27 protein-coding genes and 1 pseudogene are annotated in these 24,204 nt (G+C 32.0%); all 28 read left to right on the top strand.

Annotated elements, in window-relative coordinates; all coding sequences use genetic code 11:
- Window positions 1–3: 3 nt before the first annotated feature.
- The 28 genes and pseudogenes from ACQRC6_RS03195 to ACQRC6_RS03060 all read left to right on the top strand — a co-directional run bounded on the left by ACQRC6_RS03195 (window position 4) and on the right by ACQRC6_RS03060 (window position 23,875).
- Window positions 4–1,539: a Mur ligase family protein gene (locus ACQRC6_RS03195; RefSeq protein ID WP_427847714.1), complete on the top strand. Its 1,536-nt coding sequence runs from the start codon at window positions 4–6 to the stop codon at window positions 1,537–1,539.
- A gap of 145 nt (window positions 1,540–1,684) precedes the next feature.
- Window positions 1,685–3,466, top strand: coding sequence for an aspartate--tRNA ligase (aspS, locus tag ACQRC6_RS03190; RefSeq protein ID WP_427847713.1), 1,782 nt, complete (start codon window positions 1,685–1,687; stop codon window positions 3,464–3,466).
- A gap of 14 nt (window positions 3,467–3,480) precedes the next feature.
- Window positions 3,481–3,903: a SoxR reducing system RseC family protein gene (locus tag ACQRC6_RS03185; RefSeq protein ID WP_427847712.1), complete on the top strand. Its 423-nt coding sequence runs from the start codon at window positions 3,481–3,483 to the stop codon at window positions 3,901–3,903.
- 7 nt (window positions 3,904–3,910) lie between these two features.
- Window positions 3,911–4,735, top strand: a complete 825-nt coding sequence (locus tag ACQRC6_RS03180; protein ID WP_427847711.1) for a hypothetical protein — start codon at window positions 3,911–3,913, stop codon at window positions 4,733–4,735.
- Window positions 4,722–5,696, top strand: a complete 975-nt coding sequence (locus tag ACQRC6_RS03175; protein ID WP_427847710.1) for a hypothetical protein — start codon at window positions 4,722–4,724, stop codon at window positions 5,694–5,696. Before ACQRC6_RS03180 ends, ACQRC6_RS03175 begins: the two co-directional genes overlap by 14 nt.
- A 20-nt stretch (window positions 5,697–5,716) precedes the next feature.
- Window positions 5,717–6,868: a TraB/GumN family protein gene (locus ACQRC6_RS03170; protein ID WP_427847709.1), complete on the top strand. Its 1,152-nt coding sequence runs from the start codon at window positions 5,717–5,719 to the stop codon at window positions 6,866–6,868.
- Window positions 6,869–7,053: 185 nt separating this feature from the next.
- Window positions 7,054–7,185, top strand: coding sequence for a hypothetical protein (locus ACQRC6_RS03165; protein ID WP_427847708.1), 132 nt, complete (start codon window positions 7,054–7,056; stop codon window positions 7,183–7,185).
- 158 nt (window positions 7,186–7,343) lie between these two features.
- A pseudogene (locus ACQRC6_RS03160) lies at window positions 7,344–7,664 on the top strand (single-stranded DNA-binding protein).
- 3 nt (window positions 7,665–7,667) lie between these two features.
- Window positions 7,668–7,826: a Maff2 family mobile element protein gene (locus tag ACQRC6_RS03155; protein WP_427847707.1), complete on the top strand. Its 159-nt coding sequence runs from the start codon at window positions 7,668–7,670 to the stop codon at window positions 7,824–7,826.
- Window positions 7,827–7,987: 161 nt separating this feature from the next.
- Window positions 7,988–8,206 (top strand): helix-turn-helix domain-containing protein, encoded by a 219-nt coding sequence (locus ACQRC6_RS03150; RefSeq protein WP_427847706.1) that lies wholly within the window; start codon window positions 7,988–7,990, stop codon window positions 8,204–8,206.
- Window positions 8,207–8,250: 44 nt separating this feature from the next.
- Window positions 8,251–8,943, top strand: a complete 693-nt coding sequence (locus ACQRC6_RS03145) for a response regulator transcription factor (protein WP_427847705.1) — start codon at window positions 8,251–8,253, stop codon at window positions 8,941–8,943.
- 5 nt (window positions 8,944–8,948) lie between these two features.
- Window positions 8,949–9,866, top strand: a complete 918-nt coding sequence (locus ACQRC6_RS03140) for a sensor histidine kinase (protein ID WP_427847704.1) — start codon at window positions 8,949–8,951, stop codon at window positions 9,864–9,866.
- 140 nt (window positions 9,867–10,006) lie between these two features.
- Window positions 10,007–10,930 carry an ABC transporter ATP-binding protein gene (locus ACQRC6_RS03135; protein ID WP_427847703.1) on the top strand — a complete coding sequence of 308 codons (924 nt, stop codon included), beginning with the start codon at window positions 10,007–10,009 and terminating at the stop codon, window positions 10,928–10,930.
- The gene (locus tag ACQRC6_RS03130; protein WP_427847702.1) at window positions 10,923–11,684 is read left to right on the top strand and encodes an ABC transporter permease; all 762 of its coding nucleotides are present in this window, start codon (window positions 10,923–10,925) and stop codon (window positions 11,682–11,684) included. Before ACQRC6_RS03135 ends, ACQRC6_RS03130 begins: the two co-directional genes overlap by 8 nt.
- On the top strand, window positions 11,684–12,457 hold the full coding sequence (locus ACQRC6_RS03125) for an ABC transporter permease (RefSeq protein ID WP_427847701.1): 774 nt from the start codon (window positions 11,684–11,686) through the stop codon (window positions 12,455–12,457). The genes ACQRC6_RS03130 and ACQRC6_RS03125 overlap by 1 nt, the downstream gene beginning before the upstream one ends.
- Window positions 12,458–12,485: 28 nt before the next feature.
- On the top strand, window positions 12,486–12,911 hold the full coding sequence (locus ACQRC6_RS03120) for a hypothetical protein (RefSeq protein ID WP_174090469.1): 426 nt from the start codon (window positions 12,486–12,488) through the stop codon (window positions 12,909–12,911).
- Between the two features lie 140 nt (window positions 12,912–13,051).
- Window positions 13,052–13,342 carry a DUF3847 domain-containing protein gene (locus tag ACQRC6_RS03115; protein WP_037624761.1) on the top strand — a complete coding sequence of 97 codons (291 nt, stop codon included), beginning with the start codon at window positions 13,052–13,054 and terminating at the stop codon, window positions 13,340–13,342.
- Between the two features lie 403 nt (window positions 13,343–13,745).
- Window positions 13,746–15,386 (top strand): MobQ family relaxase, encoded by a 1,641-nt coding sequence (gene mobQ, locus ACQRC6_RS03110; protein ID WP_427847700.1) that lies wholly within the window; start codon window positions 13,746–13,748, stop codon window positions 15,384–15,386.
- 12 nt (window positions 15,387–15,398) lie between these two features.
- Complete coding sequence (locus tag ACQRC6_RS03105) at window positions 15,399–15,899, top strand: PcfB family protein (protein ID WP_427847699.1); 501 nt, start codon at window positions 15,399–15,401, stop codon at window positions 15,897–15,899.
- 460 nt (window positions 15,900–16,359) lie between these two features.
- Window positions 16,360–17,118: a phage replisome organizer N-terminal domain-containing protein gene (locus ACQRC6_RS03100; RefSeq protein WP_427847698.1), complete on the top strand. Its 759-nt coding sequence runs from the start codon at window positions 16,360–16,362 to the stop codon at window positions 17,116–17,118.
- 117 nt (window positions 17,119–17,235) lie between these two features.
- Complete coding sequence (locus ACQRC6_RS03095; protein ID WP_427847697.1) at window positions 17,236–18,084, top strand: ATP-binding protein; 849 nt, start codon at window positions 17,236–17,238, stop codon at window positions 18,082–18,084.
- A 252-nt stretch (window positions 18,085–18,336) separates the two neighbouring features.
- Entirely contained in the window at window positions 18,337–18,540 is a 204-nt protein-coding gene (locus tag ACQRC6_RS03090; protein WP_142954971.1) for a hypothetical protein, read from the top strand.
- A 2-nt stretch (window positions 18,541–18,542) separates the two neighbouring features.
- Window positions 18,543–20,183, top strand: coding sequence for a recombinase family protein (locus tag ACQRC6_RS03085; RefSeq protein WP_427847696.1), 1,641 nt, complete (start codon window positions 18,543–18,545; stop codon window positions 20,181–20,183).
- Between the two features lie 147 nt (window positions 20,184–20,330).
- Window positions 20,331–20,537: a helix-turn-helix domain-containing protein gene (locus ACQRC6_RS03080; RefSeq protein WP_427847695.1), complete on the top strand. Its 207-nt coding sequence runs from the start codon at window positions 20,331–20,333 to the stop codon at window positions 20,535–20,537.
- Window positions 20,538–20,705: 168 nt separating this feature from the next.
- Entirely contained in the window at window positions 20,706–21,119 is a 414-nt protein-coding gene (locus tag ACQRC6_RS03075) for a BlaI/MecI/CopY family transcriptional regulator (RefSeq protein WP_427847694.1), read from the top strand.
- A gap of 310 nt (window positions 21,120–21,429) precedes the next feature.
- Window positions 21,430–22,473 carry a M56 family metallopeptidase gene (locus ACQRC6_RS03070; protein WP_427847693.1) on the top strand — a complete coding sequence of 348 codons (1,044 nt, stop codon included), beginning with the start codon at window positions 21,430–21,432 and terminating at the stop codon, window positions 22,471–22,473.
- Between the two features lie 168 nt (window positions 22,474–22,641).
- On the top strand, window positions 22,642–23,487 hold the full coding sequence (locus tag ACQRC6_RS03065) for a hypothetical protein (RefSeq protein WP_427847692.1): 846 nt from the start codon (window positions 22,642–22,644) through the stop codon (window positions 23,485–23,487).
- A 34-nt stretch (window positions 23,488–23,521) separates the two neighbouring features.
- Window positions 23,522–23,875, top strand: a complete 354-nt coding sequence (locus ACQRC6_RS03060; RefSeq protein ID WP_427847793.1) for an amidase domain-containing protein — start codon at window positions 23,522–23,524, stop codon at window positions 23,873–23,875.
- Window positions 23,876–24,204 lie beyond the last annotated feature (329 nt).

The following is a 24,204-nucleotide window of genomic DNA, read 5'->3' as shown; positions in this document are numbered from 1 at the left end:
ATTTTGAAATTAAGCAAAATTTTTAAAAATATAAATATTGTTGATGCAAATTTTAAAATAGATGAAAATAAAGAAGTAAAGAGAATAGCCTTTCATACGGATGATGTAGTAGAAGGTGCTATTTTTGTTGCAATAAAGGGATATATAACAGATGGACACAAATTTATTAAAAAAGCAAAGGAGCTAGGTGCAGAAATTGCTGTAGTGGAAGACTTTGTTGATGTTGATATAAATCAAATAAAGGTCCAAAATTCTAGAATTGCATTGGCAGACATGGCAACAAATTTTTATGAAAATCCATCAAAGAAAATTAAAGTGATTGGAATTACAGCAACAAACGGCAAGACAACTACGGCTTTTATGGTTGATTCTATCTTAAAAGAAGACAAAAGAAAGACTGCAATTATAGGAACAGTTTTAACAAGATATGCAGATGTAAAAATTCCTTCAGTTCTTACTACACCAGAATCCCTAATTCTTCAATCTTATTTAAGAGATATGCTAGATAAAAACATTACAGATGTTACAATGGAAGTTTCATCGTCAGCACAAGAACTTTTTAGAGATAAAAATATTGATTTTGATATTGTTACTTTTAACAATCTTGGAAGAGAACACATAGATCAACATGGAAGTTTTGAAAAATATTTTCATTATAAATCAAGACTCATTAGATATGCAAAGAAGGATGCTATTGCAATTTTAAATGCAGATGATGAAATGATCTATTCTTTAAAAGATAAAACGAAAGCAAAAGTACTATCATTTTCTTTGGAAAATGAAAATTCTGATTTTGGAATTTCTGATTTAGATTTATCTACAGGAAAGGGAAAATATACTTTTAATATTAATAGAGATGTAGAATTAAAAGGTTTTACAATAAAAAAATCTAGTATTTCTATTGAACTCGGTTCTGTTGGTTATTCTTCAGTAATGAACTCTGTAGTTGCTATTATTGTAGCATTATGTCTAAAAATTGATAGTAATGTAATTAAAGAGGCTCTTAAAAATTTTAAAGGCGTAGAAAGAAGATTTGAGTTAATTTTCGATGAAGATTTTAAGATTTTAGACGATCATTTTGCAAATGAAAAAAACATTGACGCTACTATGGAAACCCTTAAAGTGATGAAATACAATGATTTAAACATATTATATGCAATAAGGGGAAATAGAGGAGTAGAAGTTAATAGAGAAATTACAGAAAGATTAGTTAAGTGGATTAAAATTTTAAAGCCAAGAAATTTATCTGCAACTTTATCTAGAGATACTGTAAAGAAAAAAGATAAAGTTACAGAAGACGAATTAAATATTTTTAAGTCAATTTTAAAAGAAAATAATATTAATTGTAAAATTTATGAAACTCTAGAAGAAGGTATAAATAATTCAATAGATTTATTAAAAAGTGGGGATGTACTTTTACTTGCAGGCTGTCAAGGAATGGATAAGGGGGCAAGGTTTGTAAAAGAAAAACTATTATATGATAATAAAGTTAGAGATATTGAGGGATTTTCTAATAGAATAGATAACAGAATCTGTTAAAGTTGAATTTTCAAAGACCTTGTTTTATAATTAAATTAGAAAATTATGAGAAACATTTAATTAAATAGATCGCTAATCGTTTTATAGTGTTAACGAATAAGCTCCAAACCATTTGAGGCTTGGAGTTTAATTTTTAGGAGGAAATATGGCTGAAAAAATGGGAAATCTCAAAAGAAGTAATTATTGTAATGAGATTTCAGAAGAAATGATTTCAAATGAAGTCACATTAATGGGTTGGGTTGCAAAACAAAGATCCCTTGGCTCAATTATTTTTGTAGACCTTAGAGATAGAAGTGGAATTGCTCAAATAGTATTTGATGACACATCTGGTGATGATCTTTTAGAAAAGGCATCTCATCTTCGCGGTGAGTTTGTAATTGCTATTAAGGGTAAAGTTAGAATGAGATCTTCAATAAATGAAGAACTTGAAACAGGAAGAGTTGAAGTTCTTGCAAGTGAACTTAAAATTCTAAGTGAGTCTGAAGTTCCGCCAATCTATGTTAAGGACAACGACAATGTATCTGAAAACATGAGATTAAAGTATAGAACTTTAGATTTAAGAAAACCAAGTATGCAAAAAAATCTAATGATTCGATCAAAAATTTATAAGGTAACTCGTGACTTTTTTTATGAGAATGGATTTATTGAAATCGAAACTCCAATGTTAACTAAACCTACGCCTGAAGGAGCAAGGGACTATTTAGTGCCAAGTAGAGTCAATCCAGGCAAATTTTATGCACTTCCTCAATCTCCACAACTTATGAAACAACTTTTAATGGTTGCAGGATTTGATAGATATATTCAAATTACAAAGTGTTTTAGAGATGAAGATTTAAGAGCAAATAGACAACCTGAATTTACTCAAATTGATATGGAACTTAGCTTTGTAACTGAAGAAGACGTAATGGAAATTAACGAAAAATTTTTACAAAGATTATTTAAAGAAATTTTAAATAAGGATATTGAACTTCCAATTAAGAGAATGAAATATTCTGAAGCTATGGATAGATTTGGCGTTGATAAACCAGACTTAAGATTTGGAATGGAACTTCATAACATTTCTGATATAGTTAAAGACTGTGGGTTTAAAGTATTTGAAGGAAACACTGAAAGAGGAAAAAGCGTTAGAGGCATAAAAGTTGACGGTGGAAGTGAGTTTTACTCAAAGAAGCAAGTTAAAAAACTAGAATCCTTTGTTAAGGATTTTAAGGCAATGGGATTATCATGGATTAGAGTTGAGGATGAAATTGAATCTCCAGTTGCAAAATTTTTATCAGAAGATAAAATGAATGAAATTATTAAGGCTTTTGATGCCAAAAAAGGTGATTTAATTTTAATTTTAGCGGATAAAAATTCAGTTGTTTATAGCGGACTTGGAAATCTTCGAAATAAAATTGCTAGAGATATGGATATTATAGACGAAAATGATTTTAAACTAACATGGATAACGGAATTTCCACTTTTTGAATATGATGAAGAAGAACAAAGATATGTTGCTATGCACCATCCATTTACTAGTCCAATGGACGAAGATCTTGATAAATTAACCACGGACAAAGAAAACGCAAGAGCTAAGGCCTATGATATTGTAATTAACGGTGATGAAATGGGAGGAGGGAGCATTAGAATAAATGATCCAGAAGTTCAAAAGAAGATGTTTGAAGCTTTAGGACTTTCTGATGAAGAAGCAGATGAAAAATTTGGATTCTTATTGGAAGCTTTTAAATATGGAGCACCACCACATGGAGGACTTGCTTATGGTTTGGATAGACTTGTAATGTTATTTACAAAAGCTAACAGCATAAGAGACGTAATAGCTTTTCCAAAAACTCAAGCAGCTACTTGCTTATTAACTGGTGCGCCAACATCACTTACAGAAAAACAACTTGAAGAAGTTCATATAAAGGTATTAGAAGAAGAAAAATAAAAAAAGGTGATATAATGGAAAGTATTGGAATTGTTAGAGCAAAGAATAACAATAAAATTTTTGTGGAATTTACTAGAGAAAGTGCTTGCGGAGAAAGTTGTGAGTCTTGTAGTGCAAAATGTGCTGAATCAGAAAGCGAACTTTTTGAATTTCCAAACACATTATCTGCTAATATTGGTGATGTTGTAAAAATTAAAACTAGGGATAGATCTGTACTTTCATATAAATTTTTAGTATATGGACTTCCTTTAATTTTATTTATGTCTACAATTACAATTTCTTATTATTTAATGAGCAAAATGTTTATGAAAAATATTGAGCTAATGTCACTTATTATGGGAATAATATCTTTAATTATTTCCCATTTCATTATAAAGGGAATAGATAAAAAATTTCAAAAAGCAAACAAGGGTGATATTTTCCTCGAAAAAATGTAGGTGAGAAATGTTTAGTAAAGACTGGTATAAAATATTTTATATTTTTTCAGTTATAGTTTTTATTTTATCTTTGATATTTTTAATATACTCATTTGCAAACAAAAAATATTCTACTGAGTTAAATATTGAGAATAAAAAAATTGAAGAGCAAATAAATTCTATTGAAAATAAATCTAAGGACATCAGTGAGAATATTGATGCACTAGAAATTGAATTTAATTTAAAGTCACAGGAATTTTATGAAAAATATGGATATCAATTTGAATCAAATAAATCTGAAGAAATTAATAGATTAAAAGAAGATTATTTAAATAAAAATAAAGAAATAATTTCCGAAATAAAGGAAAGACTTATTGCTTATAGAGATTATTTTGATTCAGATATTTACAAAAAAGAAGGCTATGATAAATCTGTAAGTGACTTTTTAGAACTTTCTAGTAACTCAAATTTAGACAAACACGAGAATATTTATAATGAGCTTAATATAAAAGACTTAGTGGAAAATTCTAGTGGTTTTGTTAAAACTATTTTAGGACTAAATAAAAATTCTAAAGAGCTAAATGTACTGGTTTTTTACACATCAATATATAGTTCTAGTATTTATTCCTACATAAATAATGAGACATCTTCTATTAGTGAAATCTATTCAGATATGAATAATTTATTAAATATTTATAGGGAAATTGAGAGAAAGGGCTATAAGACTGGAAAATTAAATTCTGAAAACCTAGTTTATTTGAATAAATTTGTTCAAGAAAAAGTTTCTAATTATTATAGAAATCTTGGAATTTTAAAGGCATTAGAAAAGAGTGGTAAAAATGAACAAAAGTAAAAATATTGTGTTATCAGTCATTTTCATCATTTTTTCTATAATTTTATCTTTTTTGGGATTTTCTAATTTAAAAGCTACTGGGTCATCATACTTTAATCTTTCAAGAACAAATTCTTTGTTGTTGGATAAAAAAGCTAAAGCGGAAGAAAAGTTCAAGGACTTAAGTCAAGAGAGTAATAACAAGAAATCAAAACTTGAAGTTATAAATAATGAAATAAATAAATTTGACATTATAAAAAATAAAACTTTAGAAATTAATAATATGAATAAAGAAATATTAGATTCAATGATTTCTTTTCGCAAAAATAATTTTAATGAGTTTTATAATATTGAAAACAAAAAACTTTATGATTATAAGTCCTTAAAGGGAAATTTTATTAAAGATGATATAACAGAAGATGATATTAAATCTAACTTACTCATGATTCAGTTTATTTTAAATTCATATTATAATTATGATTTAAATAGAAGTATAGCAAAACACAATCTTAAAGCTTATGAAAATTTAGGCATTATTGATTATTTAAAAAATGGAAATAATTATATGCTGAAATCTATTTTATTAAATGACAGCTCAAAATTTTCACAATTAAACGAAGAAAAAGAAAATATATTAAAAGAGGAAGAAGAATTTTTTTCTATTTATGAAAATATTTTTGGCGAAAATGAAAATATAAAAACATTGAGTGCTGAAAAGAATATAGGTATAAATGCCATCAATAACGAAAAAGATGAACAAGAAAATAATTTTAAATTATTAAATGCTTTTTGCATAGATATTTTAAATTCATCTGTGAATTATCTAGATAACTTTAAAATTGTTACAGAAAATGGAATTAGGAATTTAAAAGTTTTTGATAAAACTATTATGAGTGAAAAAAATGAAGACAAAAAACTCACTATTACTTATTATAATAGAGTAAATGGCGAAACTTATACTTTGACAGAAGAAAGAGAATGACTCTTAAGTTTAGGAGAAAAATGAAGGATAAATTAATTAGAATAGATTACAATGGTAAGGAGATAATTTTAATACCAACAGCTCACGTATCTCAAGAAAGTGCTGAATTAGTTAGAGAAACTATTAAAAAAGAAAAACCAGATTCAATATGCATTGAACTGGATGAGCAAAGGTATAAAAATTTAAAGGATCCTGATGCTTGGAAAAATACAAATATTATAGATATAATTAAACAAAAGAAGGTTACACTCTTAATTGCTAATTTAATCCTTTCATCATACCAAAAAAATATTGCAAAAAAGCTAAAAACAAAACCAGGTCAAGAAATGATTGAAGGAATGAAAGCTTCAGAAGAGCTTGGCATTAATTTAGTTTTAGCAGATAGAAGTATTCAAACTACTTTTATGCGTATTTGGAGAAAAATGGGATTTTTTGAAAAAATTAAATTATTTTTCTCTTTAATGGCAATGGATGAAGATGAAGATGTGTCCGAAGAGGATTTGCAAAGGTTAATAGAAAGGGATAATTTAGAACTTGCAATTGAAGATATGGGGAAAGATTATCCTCAAATTGCCGCAACTCTTTTACATGAAAGAGATAAGTATTTAGCATACAATATTAAAAATGCACCTGGTAAAAAAGTTATTGCAATACTTGGTGCTGCACATACACTTGGTGTTGAAGAAGAAGTTTTTAAAAAACAAGATATTAATGAACTTGATAAAATTCCTCCGAAATCTTTTATGGGGAAGGTTGTTCCTTGGTTAATTCCAATTTTAATAGTTCTTTTAATTGCATTTGGGTTTAAACAAAATATGGATACAGGTATTGAGCAAATTAAGTCATGGTTTTTATTTAATTCAATACTTGCTGCTGTTTTTACAGCTCTTTGTCTTCCTCATCCACTTAGTGTGATTACAGCTTTTGTGGCAGCTCCCTTTACATCAATAAATCCAATGTTAGCATGTGGATGGTTTGCTGGTCTTGCGGAAGCAAGCCTTAAAAAGCCAACGGTGGAAGATGTAAATAATATTCCTGATGATATTTTTAATATAAAAAGTTGGCTTAATAATAAATTTTTAAAGGCATTATTAGTTGTAATACTAGCTAATCTTGGTTCATCAATTGGAACTATAATAGCAGGAAGTAAAATTATTCAAAGTTTATTTTAAAAAGGTAATGGAAAAATGATATGTACCCTCTTTACTGGACAAACCAGTAAGGAGGGTATTTTTATGAAATATAGTTATGAATTTAAAAAAGAATGCGTACAATTGTACAGAGAAGGAAAATAGGCTACCAGGCAATAAAATGTATGATGAGCGCTAAAAATTCATAAAACGAAATATATAATTACATGATAAAAAAAGAAAAAGAAGGAAAAGCCAAAAAAGTTTGCAAATTTGCAGGCTTAAACAAATTCTTAAGAATCTACTATGCAAGAGTCATGAATTCAAAAGCCAAGAAAAAAGAATTAAAAGTAGAGTAAAATTTGGAAAACTAAAAAACAAGCCGATTGATTACTCTCGGCTTATTTGCCATGCGCTAATTTAATTACTCAAATAATCAAAAAACCTGAAATTAATTTCAGGTTAGGCTTGACTTTTGTTAGCAGGTTTTATTTCATGAAAAGGAGAACTAAAAAATATGGAAAGAGAAATGGTAAAAATTAACGCTAATCTCGTAAAGGAGCTGAATTTTACAAGATTTGAAAGAGAAGGAGAAGAAGTTCAAGTCGTTAATTTTTATTAGTAAAGAAGTACGGCAAGGGCAAAGAGTATATCAATTGCTCAGCCGATGGAGACAAGATAGAAATAGCTAAGGATTTCGAAAAAGGAGACTTAATTCACGTCTTTGGCTACTTCAAAAAAAGAGAATATAAACGGAAAAACATATAAGAACTTTGTAGTGAAGTCTTATAACAAAATTGAAAAGAAAGATAATGGAGAAATTTCTGAGGAGGAATAAATAATGGAATTTTTTACACAAGCAGTAGATGTATTAAAGATTTTAGTAATGACACTTGGTGTTGGTTTAGGTACATGGGGTGTTATTAACTTGATGGAAGGTTATGGTAATGATAACCCTGGTGCAAAATCTCAAGGTATTAAACAATTGATGGCTAAATAAAGAGGGCAAAAGCAAGCAAGAAAAGGTTGAATTTCAGCTTATCAAAAGAATAGATTGCTAAAAAGCAATATAACTGGTATAATAATTAATGTTCTGCACGAAATAAAATTTTAAGGTACAGGACTGTATTTGAATCTAAAACATAAAGTAGGAGGAGGAATATGGCAGTTTCATATAGACCTATATGGGTAGAGTTAGCAAAGCGAGAGCTGATGAAAACCGAGTTTCAAAAAATAGCCGGAATATCCGGCAATGTCCTTGCCAAAATGGGTAATAACGAGTACATATCCATGAAAAATCTTGAGAAGATATGTATGGCTATGGATTTATCGCCGAGTGAAGTGATTGAGTTTAGAGAAGATGAGAAAAATGCAAAATAAAAGATTTCGTCAATTAATTTACTGCTTTGAAAAGGTTGATAAGTATGAATAAAATTTTGATTATAGATGATGATAAAGAACTTTGCTCTTTAATAAAGAGGAGTGTTTTGCCTGTAAACATAGAATCTGATGTTTGCAATACAGGTAAAGATGGATTAAGAAAATTAGCGGAAAACGAGTATCAACTTGTCATACTTGATCTTATGATGCCGGGAATGGATGGATTTGAAACATTGGTTGAAATCAGAAAGACGAGTAGTTTACCCATCTTAATGCTCACAGCAAAGGATGACAATATTTCTAAAGTACATGGTTTAAGAGTTGGAGCAGATGACTACTTAACAAAACCTTTCAATATGGATGAACTTATAGCCCGTATTCATTCACTTATACGACGCTATACTCGTTTTAATCAAAAAGATGAAATACCTCAACAACTCGAATTTGATAGTCTTGAAATTGATTTGAATAATCGTTCAATTACTACAATTAACGGAATCTTTAAGTTACCACCCAAAGAATTTGACCTACTATTGTTTTTTGCAAGGAATCAAGGAAGAATTTTGACAAAAAAACAAATTTATGAAGAAGTTTGGGGAGAAGTGTATTGCTATGATGACAGCAATATTATGGCGATTATCAGTCGTCTTCGTAAAAAATTGGAAGCAAATCCCAAAGAATCGAAATATATTCAAACGATTAAAGGCGTCGGCTATCGTTTTAACAAGGAGGTCTAAGTTATATGGAAATAGCAATGATTATATCTGTTATAATCACAACCTTGTCTCTTTTAACTTCGTATCTCCGTATCAAACAAGCAAAGAAACAAATATCGGAAATGAAGGATATTTTAGTCGATATAAAAAACGGCAACAGCAACAGGCGCATTTTATCGACACCGAATGAACTTGTTGCCCCCATTGCCTATGAAATAAATGAAATTATCATCTCTTACGAAGATAAACTGTCCGCGTTTCGCCAAACGGAAGATACCAACAAACAACTTATGACAAGCCTTTCTCATGATGTCAGAACACCGCTTACTACACTTATAGGCTATCTTGATGCAGCACATAAAGGAATTGTTACGGGAGAAGAAAGAGAGAATTATATCAGGATTGCCCGGCGAAAAGCATATAACTTAAAAGAGTATATAGATATGCTGTTTGATTGGTTTAAACTCAATTCCGATGAGTTTCCAATGGAGATGAATCGTGTTGAAATCGGGGAGCTTACAAGAAGCATACTTATTGATTGGATACCGATATTTGAAGATAAAAAAATAGATTACAGCGTTGAAATTCCGGAGCAAGCTCTTCAAGTAAAACTTGATACGGAAGCTTATATTAGAATACTCAGCAATCTTATTCAAAATGTAATCGCTCACAGCAGTGCAGATAAAATTGAAATAACATTATCAAAACAAGATAAAAATGTAAAAATTCTTTTAGCCGATAACGGTGTAGGAATTGAAGAAAAAGACTTGGCACATATTTTCGAAAGATTATACAAATGTGATAAAGGACGGTCTGAAAAAGGCAGTGGTCTTGGACTTTATATCGTATATCAACTTGTAAAGAGAATGAAAGGCAAGATAACGGTAGATAGTATTCGATGGAAAAAAACTGTATTTACTTTATGTTTTCCTCTGATTGATTAAGGCTCTCTCCATAATATGAAGGGAGCTTATTATTTTATCGACATATTTAATCTTATAATTGCAAGGTTAATGCAAGGTTGTGGCAAGGTTAATGCAAAGTTGGTTTGATACAATTTCTCTTACAAGGAGGAGGATTAAATATGAGTGATTATATTATTAAAACAAAAAACCTTACAAAACAGTATGGTACACAAAAAAGTGTTGCTAACTTAAATATGAATATTCGTAAAGGGAGAATTTATGGTCTCCTCGGAAGAAATGGAGCCGGAAAGACCACGACTATGAAAATGTTGCTTGGTCTTACCAAACCCACTTCAGGAGAAATAGAAATCTGGGGAAAATCGCTACAAGGAAATGAAACAAAAATTTTACCACGAATAGGCAGTATGATTGAATCTCCTGGATTTTATCCAAATTTGACAGCAAGCGAAAACTTAACTATATTTGCAACACTTAGAGGAGTACCTAATCGTCACGCAATCAAAGACGCTTTAGATTTGGTAGGTTTACCGTACAAAGATAAAAAACTTTTTTCTCAATACTCTCTCGGTATGAAACAGCGATTAGCCATCGCTCTTGCGGTTATGCACGATCCTGAACTTTTGATTTTAGATGAACCTATAAACGGACTCGACCCTATAGGAATTGCAGAGATAAGAACATTTATACGAGAACTATGTGATAAAAAAGGGAAAACAATTCTACTTTCCAGCCACATACTTTCAGAAATTGCCTTATTGGCGGACGATATTGGAATTATTGATCATGGCGTTTTATTGGAAGAAGCAAGTCTTGCAGAATTGGAGAAGAAAAGCAGTCATCATATTCATTTTATTGTTTCAGATACAGCACAAGCCGCAAGAATTTTAGAGCGTACATTCTATGAGAATAATTTTTCAATACAAGATGACCATAATTTACACTTGTATAATCTTGATATGTCCGTGGGGAAAATTGTTACCGAATTTGTAAATAACGGATTGGAAGTATCCGAAGCCCACACTTGCGAAGAAACTCTTGAAGATTACTTCAAGCGAGTAACCAGAGGTGAAGGAATTGCTTAAACTTATAAAATGCGAATTTTTGAAATTGAAACGACTAAGGTTTATACAAATTACTTTGATATTAGCTGTATTATTTCCTATTGTGCTTACCATGTATGTTTTCAAAACAGGAAATAATTTTGAAATGCTTTATCGATTTGTATTTTTATATGGCGATTTACTTTTCAAACCTTGTGTACTTGGGATAATTGGGCTTATGCTTCTTTCGACAGAGGACGATAATGATACATTCAAGAATTTGTTGTCCATTCCAATTTCCGGGAGGAAGCTGTTTTATGCAAAAATATCTTTACTTTTATTGCTATCAATGTTGTACTCTTTTTTTGAATTATTAGCAACTTCTATAGGCGGGCTTTTTCTCGGGGGAATTCAGGACATTACAACATACGCATATCATAGTCTTATCAATGGAACTATGATATTCTTTGATGTTCTACCGCTTATTTTACTTTTTTGTATATTTCATAGAAATAAGATTTTTTCTATAATTTTAACTATTTTTTATGCGATTGCCGGATTTTTGTTGGTGAATGCATATGCTTCAGGCCTGAATGTTTCGAGTGGTTTTATCTCTTATCTACCTCGTATTGTTGCATTTCGTTGGTTTTTGTATGTTTTTTCTTTAGGACAAAATTCTGCAACGCTTTTTGTTCCTGAACTTTCGACAGTGAAAGCTTTCCAAATCCTTATTTGCACCGGAGTGGTTTTTATAGCATTTGCATCCGGCTTGTATGGTAGAAAGGAGGTCGTATAATGATATACCGAATGTTACATTGTGAGTTTATTAAAATCAGAAGAAATCCAATTTTATTAGTCGGTTTTTTTGCAGTATTGATTTCGGTAGGGTATTCCGTCTTTCAAATGTATTTGGGCTATAATGCAGGCGAAGAAATGAGCTTTGAGATTCTGAATTATGTGCTGGTATTTAATAATACAACTTTGGTATTTCCGGCTACATTTACTTTATTTGGTGGATATCTAATTAATCGAGAATATGAAGCAGATACGATGAAGTCCCTTTTGACAGTGCCGATATCCTTGAGAAAAATATTTATTATAAAAATATTAATAACAGGTATTTTTTCGGTGTTTTTCGGTCTGATAAGTTTCATCTTAGTAATGCTTTCAGGGCAATTTCTCCTACACTTTGACATTACATTGGAACAAACTGTTTTTTCGATTAAACAAGTATGTGGTATGGCATTATTTAACTATATAGCTGTCTCTCCGATAATAATATTATCTACAAGAAAACGAGGGTACTATATGATCGGAGCAGGTATATCTTTTTTGCTTGGATTAATCAGCCTTTTTGTAGGGAAATCAAGCTTAACCAACTTTTTTCCAATTACTGCCGGATATAAGTTAGTTGATTATGCAGCTGCTTACGAAACGGCAAATCCTCTTGTATCAATTGCGGTTTATTTAGTAATAATTTTGATTTTAGCTATTTGTATTTACTATCTTCCGCCGTACGATGATTTGATGATTGTTAGCAAAAAAAAGGGTATAAAAAAAAGAGTATAAATCTTTTTAAATAATTGGAGGGATAATCATGGACAGACTAAAAGAACTTAAAGAAGCCAAAGTGGCGGCACAGGAAGTTATCGCAAGAATAGATAATGCAATATCTTCATTGAATAGTGCATCATCTTGGGGAATTGCAGACTTACTTGGTGGAGGAGCATTTTCAAGTTTTTTAAAAAGAGGCAAAATCAAAGATGCAAATAGCGATATTAAAGAAATTTCTCGTTCATTGAATTTACTAAATAAAGAACTGGAAGATGTAAATATGCACTTACCTACAGAAGTTAGCGATACAATAAGTGACAATGTCTTTGATGTTTGTTTTGACAATATTTATACAGATTTTAAGGTACAGGAAGAAATAAAAGAAGGACTAAACGGATTAAAAGATTTCAGAACATATGTCGTTGAACTGATTGAAAAGTTGAATTACGAGATTGAAACTTTTAAATAACAAATCCCAATTTTTCAGATAAATAAAAATACCGCCTTGCCTAATAAAATCAAAAATCAAATACACACTAATATAAGCGATTAAGAGAAAAATCTTAGTCGCTTTTTTCATGCTTGAAAATTGAAAGGAGATGTATAAAATTGAAAGAATTAGAAAAGACAAGACAAAATATAAGAGTGTTGGAAGATGAGCTTGAGAAAACGGAAAAGCAGTTAAAACAGCTTGAAAATCAAGAGAAGAAAATTCTCAGGCAAGACAAATTGAGAGAGCAGAAAAAAAGAAATCACAGATTGATTACGAGAGGAGCAATGCTTGAAAGTTTTATTGAGAATGCGGAGGAATTGACAAATGAGGATATTAAAATCTTGCTTAAAGTTGCTTTTAATACTTCGGACATCAAAGAAACCTTGAGCATAATTCGAGAAAGTTGAGCGAGACGAAATAACATAATTGTCCCTTAGATTTTCTAAGGGCGCAATTATACACCCTAAAGGGTGATTGCGACCTGCGGTGCTTTTGCCCTACCGGGAGTAAAGAAAAAAGCTGAAGCATTTTTACTTTGATGTTATCCGAGGAGCTGAACGAAAAATAATCGTTCGCTTTTTCAATGTCAAGGGTAAAATGCACTTCGCTACCGCTCAGCCCTTGACATTAAAAATTTGAAATGTAATCAGACGGCAAGCCGACACACTGAAACAACAAGAGTTGAAAATTCAGTAGTCGGCTTTTTATATTTTAACATTTCAAATCGCTCACTTACGGAGCGAAGATACACAAATCTTTAAAGTCTCCACCTAAAACAACAAGAGAAAAAAACAGAAAGGAAGTGATGAGATGGCAGACAGTTTTCATTTCTCTGTGTCTATTATTTCAAGAGGAAAAGGAAAAAGTGCTGTTGCAAGTTCAGCATATATATCCGGAGAGAAAATAAAAAACGAATGGGACGGAGTAACTCACGACTATACAAAAAAGCAAGGCGTCATTCATAAAGAAATATTCCTACCCGAACACGCACCGCAAGAATTTACAGATAGGACTACTCTATGGAACTCTGTCGAACTCTTTGAGAAAAATTCAAATGCACAGCTTGCAAGAAATTTTATTATTGCCCTACCGAAAGAGTTAAGTCTTGAAGAAAACAAAAAGCTGATAAGCGAATTTATTGAAACTAACTTTACCAATGAGGGTATGATAGCAGATTTGGCAATCCATGATGAAAGTCAAGACGGAAATAATAATATCCACGCACATATTATGACTATAGTTAGACCGTTGAATGAAGATGGAACATGGGGACAGAAAAGCAAAAAGGAATATATGCTTGACGAGAATGGCAAAAAGATTTTAGGGAAAAACGGCAAACCCAAAACGAGAAAAGTCGAACTTACAAATTGGAATGACAGAGGTAATGTCGAAAAATGGAGAGAATCTTTTTCTAATCTCTGTAACCGATACTTACAAGAAAATGAAATTGATAAAAGAGTGGATCATCGTTCATTCAAAAGACAGGCTGTCAAACAAATACCGACTATACATTTAGGAGCAGCTGCAAGTGCATTGGAAAGAAAAGGCATCAGAACGGAAAAGGGAGATATCAATCGGGAGATTAAAAAACAGAATCAACTTTTGAAAGCAATTGGAGAAGAAATCAGGAAAATCACAGGATGGCTCAGTGATTTTAAGGACAGATTAAAGACTGCCTACCAAAAGCATAAGGAAGAAACAAAACTATCGGTGGAAAAAGAATCAGGACTTTTCAATCTCTATGAATACCTAAGTTTTTATCAGGAAATGCAAGAAATGAAAAGGACTGCCCTCTCCCCTTATGCCAAACGGAATAAAACTCTTTATGACCTTAAGAAATACGCAAACGGAGTTTTGTATCTTAGGAGCAATAACTTAAGAACTGTTTCAGAATTACAAAGCCACATCTCAGAGTTAAGAACGGATAATAATCAAATCTTTACATCCGTTAAAGAGAAAACTCAAAAGATAGAAAACTTAAACAAGTGCTTCGGATATGCGGAAACGATTAAGGCAACTCAAAAAACTTTCACAGAATGGCAGAATAAAAAAATCTTCAAGGATAACTTCTACAATGCCCATAAAAACGAAATCGACCAACACCAAAGAGCAAGAGCCATGCTTGAAAATTTATCCGGCAATAATAAAATACAGCCGAAGAAATGGACACAGGAAATCAGCACACTTGAAAAAGAAATTGAAAAGCTGAACGGACAATCGGAGAGTATTAAAGAAAAATACAATCAGATAAACCATATCAAGTATGCGGTTGGTATCGTCAATGAGGAATACGGCATAGACCTATCCATCGAGATAGATAAGGCGATTAAGCGAGGGGAAAAGGAAAGTGTTATTAAAAAACTGCAAGAGTTTAAGAAAGACAGTGACAGCTACAACAGAAAAAGGCAAGCGACCAAAGATTATTATAAAAACAGGGATACAGAAAGATAGGAGGACTAAAAAATGATTAACGAAGAAATTAGTAGGGAGATAGTGCAAGGAACGAAAGATGGAATTACTATGGCAATTCAATTCTCCAAAGAGTATGGGCAGATCCAAGATTATTTTTCCGAGAAGTTCAAAGATAGTAATTTCAGCCTTAGTAAACTCATGCCGGAAAAGAACGAGATACAACTCAAAGACCTATACAAAAAAGGGCAACTCAAAGAAATAGATGTATCCAAAAAAGACCTTGCGGAGTTTAAAAAAGAGTTAAATCGGAACGGAGTTAAGTTTTCTCTTATGGAAGATAAGGCGACAAAGGACTATGTGGCATTCTTTCAAGCCGATAATGTGAAGATTGTCGAGGTAGCTTTAAGAAAAGCGGTTGATAAGTCCAATGCCAAAGAAAAAGGAAAAGAGAGTATCGAAAAGCAAATTGATAAATTCAAAAATCTTGCCAAAGAAAATCCGTTTAAGGATATCGCAAAGGCAAAGGACAAGAATATTGACCTTGGCGGATAAGGGAGTACCGAATCGTTACCCCCATGCCTATTCACTGAAATACTCAAGGAATATAAGGGCTGATAGAACGAATCGTTCTCCGAGGTCTGAACGCTTCGTTTACCCCTTGAAATAAGGGAGTGGCGAAACACGACACCCTTAATGGAGGACGGAATCCCAATTTGGGAATATGATATAAGCTGATATCACAAAATAAGCTAATGCACTATTTCAGTGCGTGAGCTGATGTCGGAATACACGACGGCAGATTAGATGATACCCCGAAACAGGGCATCACATTAAAAAAATTAATATAATGCCTTGCACCGCATTTTAGGAGCAAGGACAAGGAAAATCTATTCAAAGGCAAAATAAAAGGCTAAAAACACCTTTCCACCGCCTCAGAATAGAAGTTACGAGGGAAGTAGTAAAAAGAAAACAGCTACTTCCCTTTTTTTATTTCAAAAATAGGAGGAACAACATGACAAAGAGCAAGAGATACTATTGGCTTAAACTGAAAGAGGACTTTTTCAACGATGTCCGTATGAAAAGACTTAGGAAGATTTCCGGCGGAGAAACTTACACCATCATCTATCTTAAATTACTTCTACTCAGCTTGAAAAATGAGGGAAACCTGTATTTTCAACAAGTAGATGAAACTTTTCCAAAGGAATTGGCACTTGTATTAGACGAAACGGAAGATGATATTGCCGTAACCCTTAATTATCTTCTCAAAGTGAATCTCATAGAAACGATTGAAACGGACGAGATTTTTATGACGGAAATACCGAGTTTAATCGGCTTTGAAACGGAATGGGCAAAGAAGAAAAGAGAGTACAGGGACAAATTAAAAGAGGACAATGTCCTCGATAAGTCCTTGCCTTGTCCTCCCGAAGTCCGACAAGAGATAGAGATAGAGAAAGAGATAGAGATAGAGTTAGAGAAAGAGGGAGATATAGAAATAGAAAAGGACAATGTCCTCCCCCACCCCCGTTTTTACGGAAAATATCAAAATGTGAAATTATCTGATAAAGAGTATGGAAGCCTTAAAGATAAGTTAGGTACTCATACTGAAACGATGATAGATAAGCTTTCAAGATATATAAAGAGTTCCGGCAGACACTATCAAGACCACTATGTGACAATCCTCAACTGGTATGAGCAAGACAAGGAAAAACTAACACAGAAAAAAAACGGCAGAAAAACCATACCCAACTATGATGACAGTCCGAGCATATAAAGCGGTGGAAACATCTTTTAAGGAGCTTTAATTAAAGTCAGGTATAAAACTATGCCAAGACGACAAAAGAGCCTTACGACTAAAATATACGGCAAAATTGGAAGGAGAATTAAACGAATGAAAAACAATGAGAATAATATCATAAGCATAAAGATACAAGGGCTTGACTACAGCTACAATACCGATACCCATTATGAAAAAGACGGTCATATCTACTGCAAGACCTGTAATGAACAAATAGATGGCGAGCCTGTCGAGTTAATCAATACAAAATTTATCTTCACCAAAGCCTGTAAATGCGATCAGGAAAGAAAGAGATTGGAAGAGGAAAGAGAAAGACAGAATAAGATAGCGGATATCAAGAGAAGATGTTTTGTAGAGAGAAATCAGGAAAACTTCACATTTGCAAACTGTGATAGTCATACGGATAAAGCCTTAATCGGAAAACTTAAAAGGTATGTGGAAGAATTTGAGGAGATGAAGAAAAACAATATAGGCTTGATTATCTATGGCGGTATCGGTACAGGAAAAACATTTCTATCTTGCAGTGTCCTAAATGACGTTATTGAGAAGTATCTCTATGAGTGCAAGATTATCAACTTCTCACAAATACTGAACGACCTACAAAAAGGCGGTTTCAATCTTGATAGGAACGAATATATCGGCAATCTCACAAGTAAAACACTGCTTGTATTTGACGACTTCGGTATCGAAAGAGATACGGAGTATGCCTTAGAGCAAATATACAATGTCATCAACGCAAGGTATCAGAAAGAAAAACCGACCATCATCACCACAAACTTGGACTATAAAGACCTTGAAAACGGAGGACAAGACCTTATGCTTTCAAGGATATATTCACGAATCATAGAAATGGGCATACCCTTAAAGGTTGACGGTAGCGACAGACGAAAAGCAAAACGAATGCTGAAGATAGAAAAGGCAAAAAACTTAATGGATAAATAAGCTGCGTACCCGAATTGGGAACGGAGGTCAAATTAAAAACTTAAAAAATAGACACAGGAGGGATTTGTAACTGTAACCTACAACAACAAAACTCCTGAAATTAGGCAAAGCTTGATTTTTTGCAAAGGCTAAAACCCTTGCAAAGTCAGGCTTTTTTAGTTTTTACGGTCTTGATTTAAGAGGTTTTAAAACTTCGGTTACAAGTTACAAGGTTACAAAGTTACAATTTTCATTTCCCGGAAAGGAGCAGATATGAATAAAAAGAAAACGGAAATTATTGTTAAGAGAAAATATAGAAAAGGAAGAACACCGGCACAAGCCTTTGCTTCCTTGATACTGAAAGACAGTTATGTTTCTAATAAGAAAGATAGTATTGCAATAATAAAAGGAAAGGAGTATAATACAAATAATTCAACTCAATCTTGCTTGCTTAACCCTCCAAATAAGGAGGAATAGCAATGCAAAGTGATTTTCAAACCAATCGTGTGGCAATTTATTGCCGTCTTTCAAAAGACGATGAGTTTAAGAAAGGAGAGAGTGCCAGTATACAAAACCAAAGGGATATGCTCATTGATTACTGCAAGCAGAGAAATTGGACAATCGCTGATATCTATGTAGATGACGGCTATACAGGACTTAATATTGACAGACCCGACTTTCAGAGAATGCTTGTCGATATCAAGGCTAAAAAAATTGATACGGTCATCACTAAAGACTTATCAAGGCTTGGAAGAAATTATTTGCAAACAGGAAAGTTTACGGAAGAATTTTTCCCGAAAAACGGTGTCAGGTATATCGCTGTCAATGACGGTGTGGATACCAATCAGGATAACAATGAGATAGTCCCCTTTAAGAATGTTCTGAATGAATTTTATTCAAGAGATGTATCAAAGAAAATGAAATCTGCTTATTACACAAGGGCGAAACAAGGGAAGTTTACAGGTTGCCTTGCACCCTTCGGCTACAAGAAAGATGAAAACAATCCTCACCTTTTAGTGATTGATGAAGAAACATCATGGATAGTTGAAAAGATTTTTGACTATGCTGCAAGAGGTTATGGAGTGCAATATATCAGAACTTTACTGAGAGAAGAAAAAATCCCTACCCCGACATGGTGGAACAGAAAAAAGAGCTTACGAAATGCCGTTACCAAATGGGAAAAGACTATGGAGGGTGGCGAATATGTATGGGATTGCACAACGCTCACAGAGATGATACAAAACCCTGTTTATTTAGGGCATATTGCATCACAGAAAGCCAATCATAAATTCAAAATCGGTTGGATATCCGATAAACCTCAAGAAGAATGGCTTGTAGTTGAAGATATGCACGAGGCTTTGATTGATGAAGATACCTTTGAGATAGCCAATGAAAAGCTGAAAAGCAGAAAAAGACCTTTTAAAACAGGAGAACTCAGCTTGTTTGCCAGACTGATTAAATGCCCCGACTGTGGCAAGTCATTAAATCTTGCAAGGAATAACTCTAAGAAAAAGGAAAAACTCTTTACTTGCAACACATACAGAAGATACGGCAAAGACTTTTGCAGTCAACACCGCATTATGTATGATGAAGTCTACAGGGTAGTTTTGGAGGATATCAGGAGCAATGCAAAACTTGCCTTGAAAGATGAAAAAGAAGTCCTGAAGATATTAGAGTTAAACCAAGAGGAAGAATTAGACAGTCAGGTCGTGCTTGCCGGACAGATGATTGAAGAAGATAGCCTTAGATACAAGGAGCTTGAAACGAAAGTTGAAAGACTCTATGATGACTGGATTGACAAAAGGATCAATGAAACAAACTTCAATCGCTTGATGGAAAAAACGCAAAAAGAGCAAAATATTCTACTTGAACGAATAAAGGTCAATGAGGAAAAGATAAAAAATTCCGAAAGCAAAGATATCAACATCAGCAAATGGATAGAATCCATCAAAAAATATCAGAACATTAAAAAACTGGATAGACACATTCTCAACGAACTCATCGACAAAATTTTTGTCTATGAAAAAGAGATTATAGACGGTGAAGTCGTTCAAACCGTTGAAATCTTCTACAATTTTCTACTAAACACCAAAGAATTAAATATAAAATACCACCTCTAAGTAGGGATAAAGCAGCTAATGGCAAAATAAGGATGGAATAACACAACAAATTCTCTAAAACAAAACACTAAATCAATGTAAGATTGAATGAAATCAATATTTATACTATAATTAAATAAATTTAACAAAGAGAAAAATAGGGATATTATGGCACTTAACTATAAACCATTATGGATACAATTAGCGAAAAAATGTTTAAAGAAAACTGATGTAATTGCTATGGCAGGACTTACAACAAATGTTATGGCACAAATGGGCAAGGATATACTAATTACATTTAAGAATTTAGAAAGAATATGTAAGGCTTTATCTTGCACTCCTAATGATATTATTAGTTTTGAAGATGAATTTTAAAAAGAAATTTAAAATGGAACAGATATGTATTAAAATAAAAAAACATTATTTTAAATGGTCAAAACACTTGACTTTTTTTTAATCTATAATATACTCAGAGCGAAAATAATTAAATATATAAAAATATAAAAACTAATGAAACTGTAATTTATATAGGAGGTAATATAGTTGGAATTTTCAGATGGAGAACTACTAGTAATGGAAGAATTGTGGAAAGGCGATGTCTTAGATGAAAATGGAGAAATCCAAGCTCTTGCCTTATCAAAAATATTAATGGAAAGGCACAATATAAGCAAAACATCTTGCTACACCTTTCTTGGAAGATTAGTAGAAAAAGGGGCGATAGCTAGGAGATATCCTAAATACACAATTAGGGTCCTTGTATTAAGGGAAGATGCCCTTTTGAATAAGCAAAAAGAAGCCTTTCATAAACTTTTTAAAGGATCGCTTTTAAATATGTGTAAAACGTTTTTACAAAACGAGGAAGTTACAAAAGAAGAAATAGAAGGGATGAAAAAATTAATAGCTAGCTTTGGCGAAGAGGACCAAGAGGAAGACAAGAATGGCAATAAGTCTAGTTAGGGTAATTATTCTAGAAAAATCTATAAAAAGCCTTTTTTTGCTAGTTGTTATTCTTTTAGTTAGACCAACCTTAAATAAAAAAGCCTTTAGGTCAGCAAGCATTATTTTGTGGATGGTCTTATTAATCTATTTAATAAGTCCCTATGAACTTATGATAGGAATAGATTGTGCCAAGGAAAATAGTATTTTATCATATTTACTTATTCTAACAAATTTTTTTAATTATTGCTTATGCTGGTTAGTAAGTAAACTAGGCTATATATTTTTTAAACTAAACCGACTAATAGGTTCGATTTTGATTTTTACTTATTTGGGAATAAAAATAAGTAAATTCAATAAAGTTATGAAAGGCTCTACCCTTACCCACAATACTTTATGCAAGGAAAAAATAAGTGAATTTGGATTAAAAAGAAAAGTAAAGATTTATATCAATAACAATTTAAAAACTCCCCTTACCTTTGGCATTTTAAAACCCAAGATAATCCTACAAGATCATATCCTAGCTGATGAAAAATTACTAGACCATGTTTTGATCCATGAACTAATGCACATAAGGAAATTTCACATCTTACTAAACCACCTAATAAATATTTTAGCTTGCCTATATTGGTACAATCCACTCTTATGGCTGAGCTTTAAATATATAGACCAAGATATAGAAATAAATTGCGATAAGCTAGTGGTTCAACAATTAGGCGACACAATAAAAAATAGAAAAGAATATTGCATGTCAATGCTAAAGTTATTAGGAATAAAAAGCAATACAAATAATTTTGTTTTAAATTTAAACCCAAATAAAGAAAGGATGCTTATTATGAAAAAATGGAAAAAGACACTTGCAGGTTTGATGGTTTTTATGTTTGCGTTTACATTTTGCTTACCGGTATTCGCCAATGTGACCGACCTAAATCAAGATAGGATTGATACAAAAGGTGATATAGTCACTAATATAAACTCGGAATTTGGAGATAGGGTTCAAATAATAAGTGACGAAGAGTATCAAAAGTTAGAATTAGGAGAAGTATCGAGGACAGGTCTTAGAGCAGCAAATGTTGATGAGAATATAAGATTAAGTAGATTTGATAAGATAGACTATGAATTTAACATGGATACATGGATAGGTCCAGTCCATGATGGATTTACAGTTAGATTAAAAGATATGTCTTGCTCAGGTGGAATTAAATATCAGGTAATTATTGAAGAGGATGGAAAAATTATCTATGATGAAAGATTTGCTTCAGACTCAACATTAAAAGTAAAAGCTTATAGAGGTAGTAAATATATAGTTACAATTATTAATCAAACAAATACAACATTATCAGGAAAGGTAAAGATAAACTCATATGTAAGATAGATAGGAGGTGAAATAATGGATTTAAATCCTATGAGATATAGTAATGGCGATTAGTTTAGATGCTATATTTTATAATATAACTAGAAACAACAGTTGGAAAAATAGAATATATTTGATTTTAATGTCAAATATATTGAGGTTAAGCAAAATTATATGAGGAGGTTAGAAATGAAGAGAAGATTTGCTCTATTAATAGCCATGGTGATGCTGTTAACAGCGATGGCAACAAATGTATTTGCTTCATCAGCAAATAATAACTCAAAAGTCAGCCCTAAAGAATGGCAAGAATGGTTTAATGGTCTAAGCAAAGAGGAACAATTAAGTGTAAACTATGAGCCAAGTCAAGTTTTAAAAGCACTTAGTGCTAATGAAGTTTCAAAAGTTAATATTGACGACAAATATGAAACCAAAACCTTTCTGACAGAACTACAGAACCTATATCCGACCATGGAAAAAAAGTCTATAAATCAATATATATCATCTTATATTGAGATTTTCAATATGTACAGGGGTATGTATCCAAATCTTTCAAATAAGGCTATCGCAGAAAAAGCAAAAGCGAATATGTTAAATAAGATAGAGTATATGATTGATGATTCAGAGTATGAAGCTAAGGATATTATAATCCGCTCAGCTAAAGAACCTGATGGGTATGAAGCCATTGTCGACTATATAAATAAAAATCTCAAGCCTAATTACTACGCTACTTTGGACACGACAGAAGAAAATATAAATATTCTAAAAAGACATATTAATAGTTTACCAAACGAAGTCAAAGAATCAGCATTGTTATATATTGAAGATATGGAATCAGGAGATAATTTCGACGAAACAATTGCTAAAAAATATTTGAAAACAAACATTTTATATAGAAACTCTGAAAAAGATGCAGCTTCAAAAGGTGTTGCTTATGCAAAAAAGTATTGGGAGAATTATAATCCCACCTTTCCTGATTGGGTGTTGATTGTGCTAATTTTGTTTCTCAATGTCTGTATGCGGGAGAAAAAAAGATGAAACACAAATATCCTAAAATAGACGATAGTAGAAACTGGTTTTCTTATGGTTCAGAAAAAAACCAAGCAAAGTATCTTCTACGTGGCGTGGTGCAAATATGTTTAAGTGGCACTGGGTCACAAGATCATATGCTTATAAGGATTTCGATCTGAGTAAAAATGGAGAACTTTCAAGGTTATACAACTATGCACAAGCTGGATACCCTATATCTTTTTTAAACTCTAAAGATAGCGCATATCATACTTTAATAATCACTGGCTTCGACAATAATAGAAAAGATGTTGGCGTAAGAAACCATTCAGGTAGAGTCGATAATGAAAAAACAGGTGTAAGATGGCTTAGTGGAGATAATGTTAAAGTAAGAGTATATGTCGTTTATAAATTATAACTAGGGTTTGATGAGTTAAGTGTAACAAGACAATACATTAGTCTTTTGGAACAGAAGCTCAACCAACGATTCCAGTAGGAATAGAAATTGCAAATAAACTAAGTACATGTATTTATTCATTATTTGGTTTTGATAAATTTGAGTGTGAGCAGTGTCATGTAGGTACAGAGGCGATTAAATGGTATATTTAAATCCTTAGAGGTATAAGAACGGCGATTAGTTTAGATGCTATATTCTATAATATAGCTAGAAACAACAGTTGGAAAAATAGAATATATTTGATTTTAATGTCAAATATATTGAGGTTAAACAAAATTATATGATGGAGG

Origin of the sequence: Peptoniphilus sp. SGI.035 (assembly GCF_050315115.1) — a bacterium.
Classification (GTDB): domain Bacteria; phylum Bacillota; class Clostridia; order Tissierellales; family Peptoniphilaceae; genus Peptoniphilus_A.
This window is presented reverse-complemented; position numbering and strand designations above follow the sequence as displayed.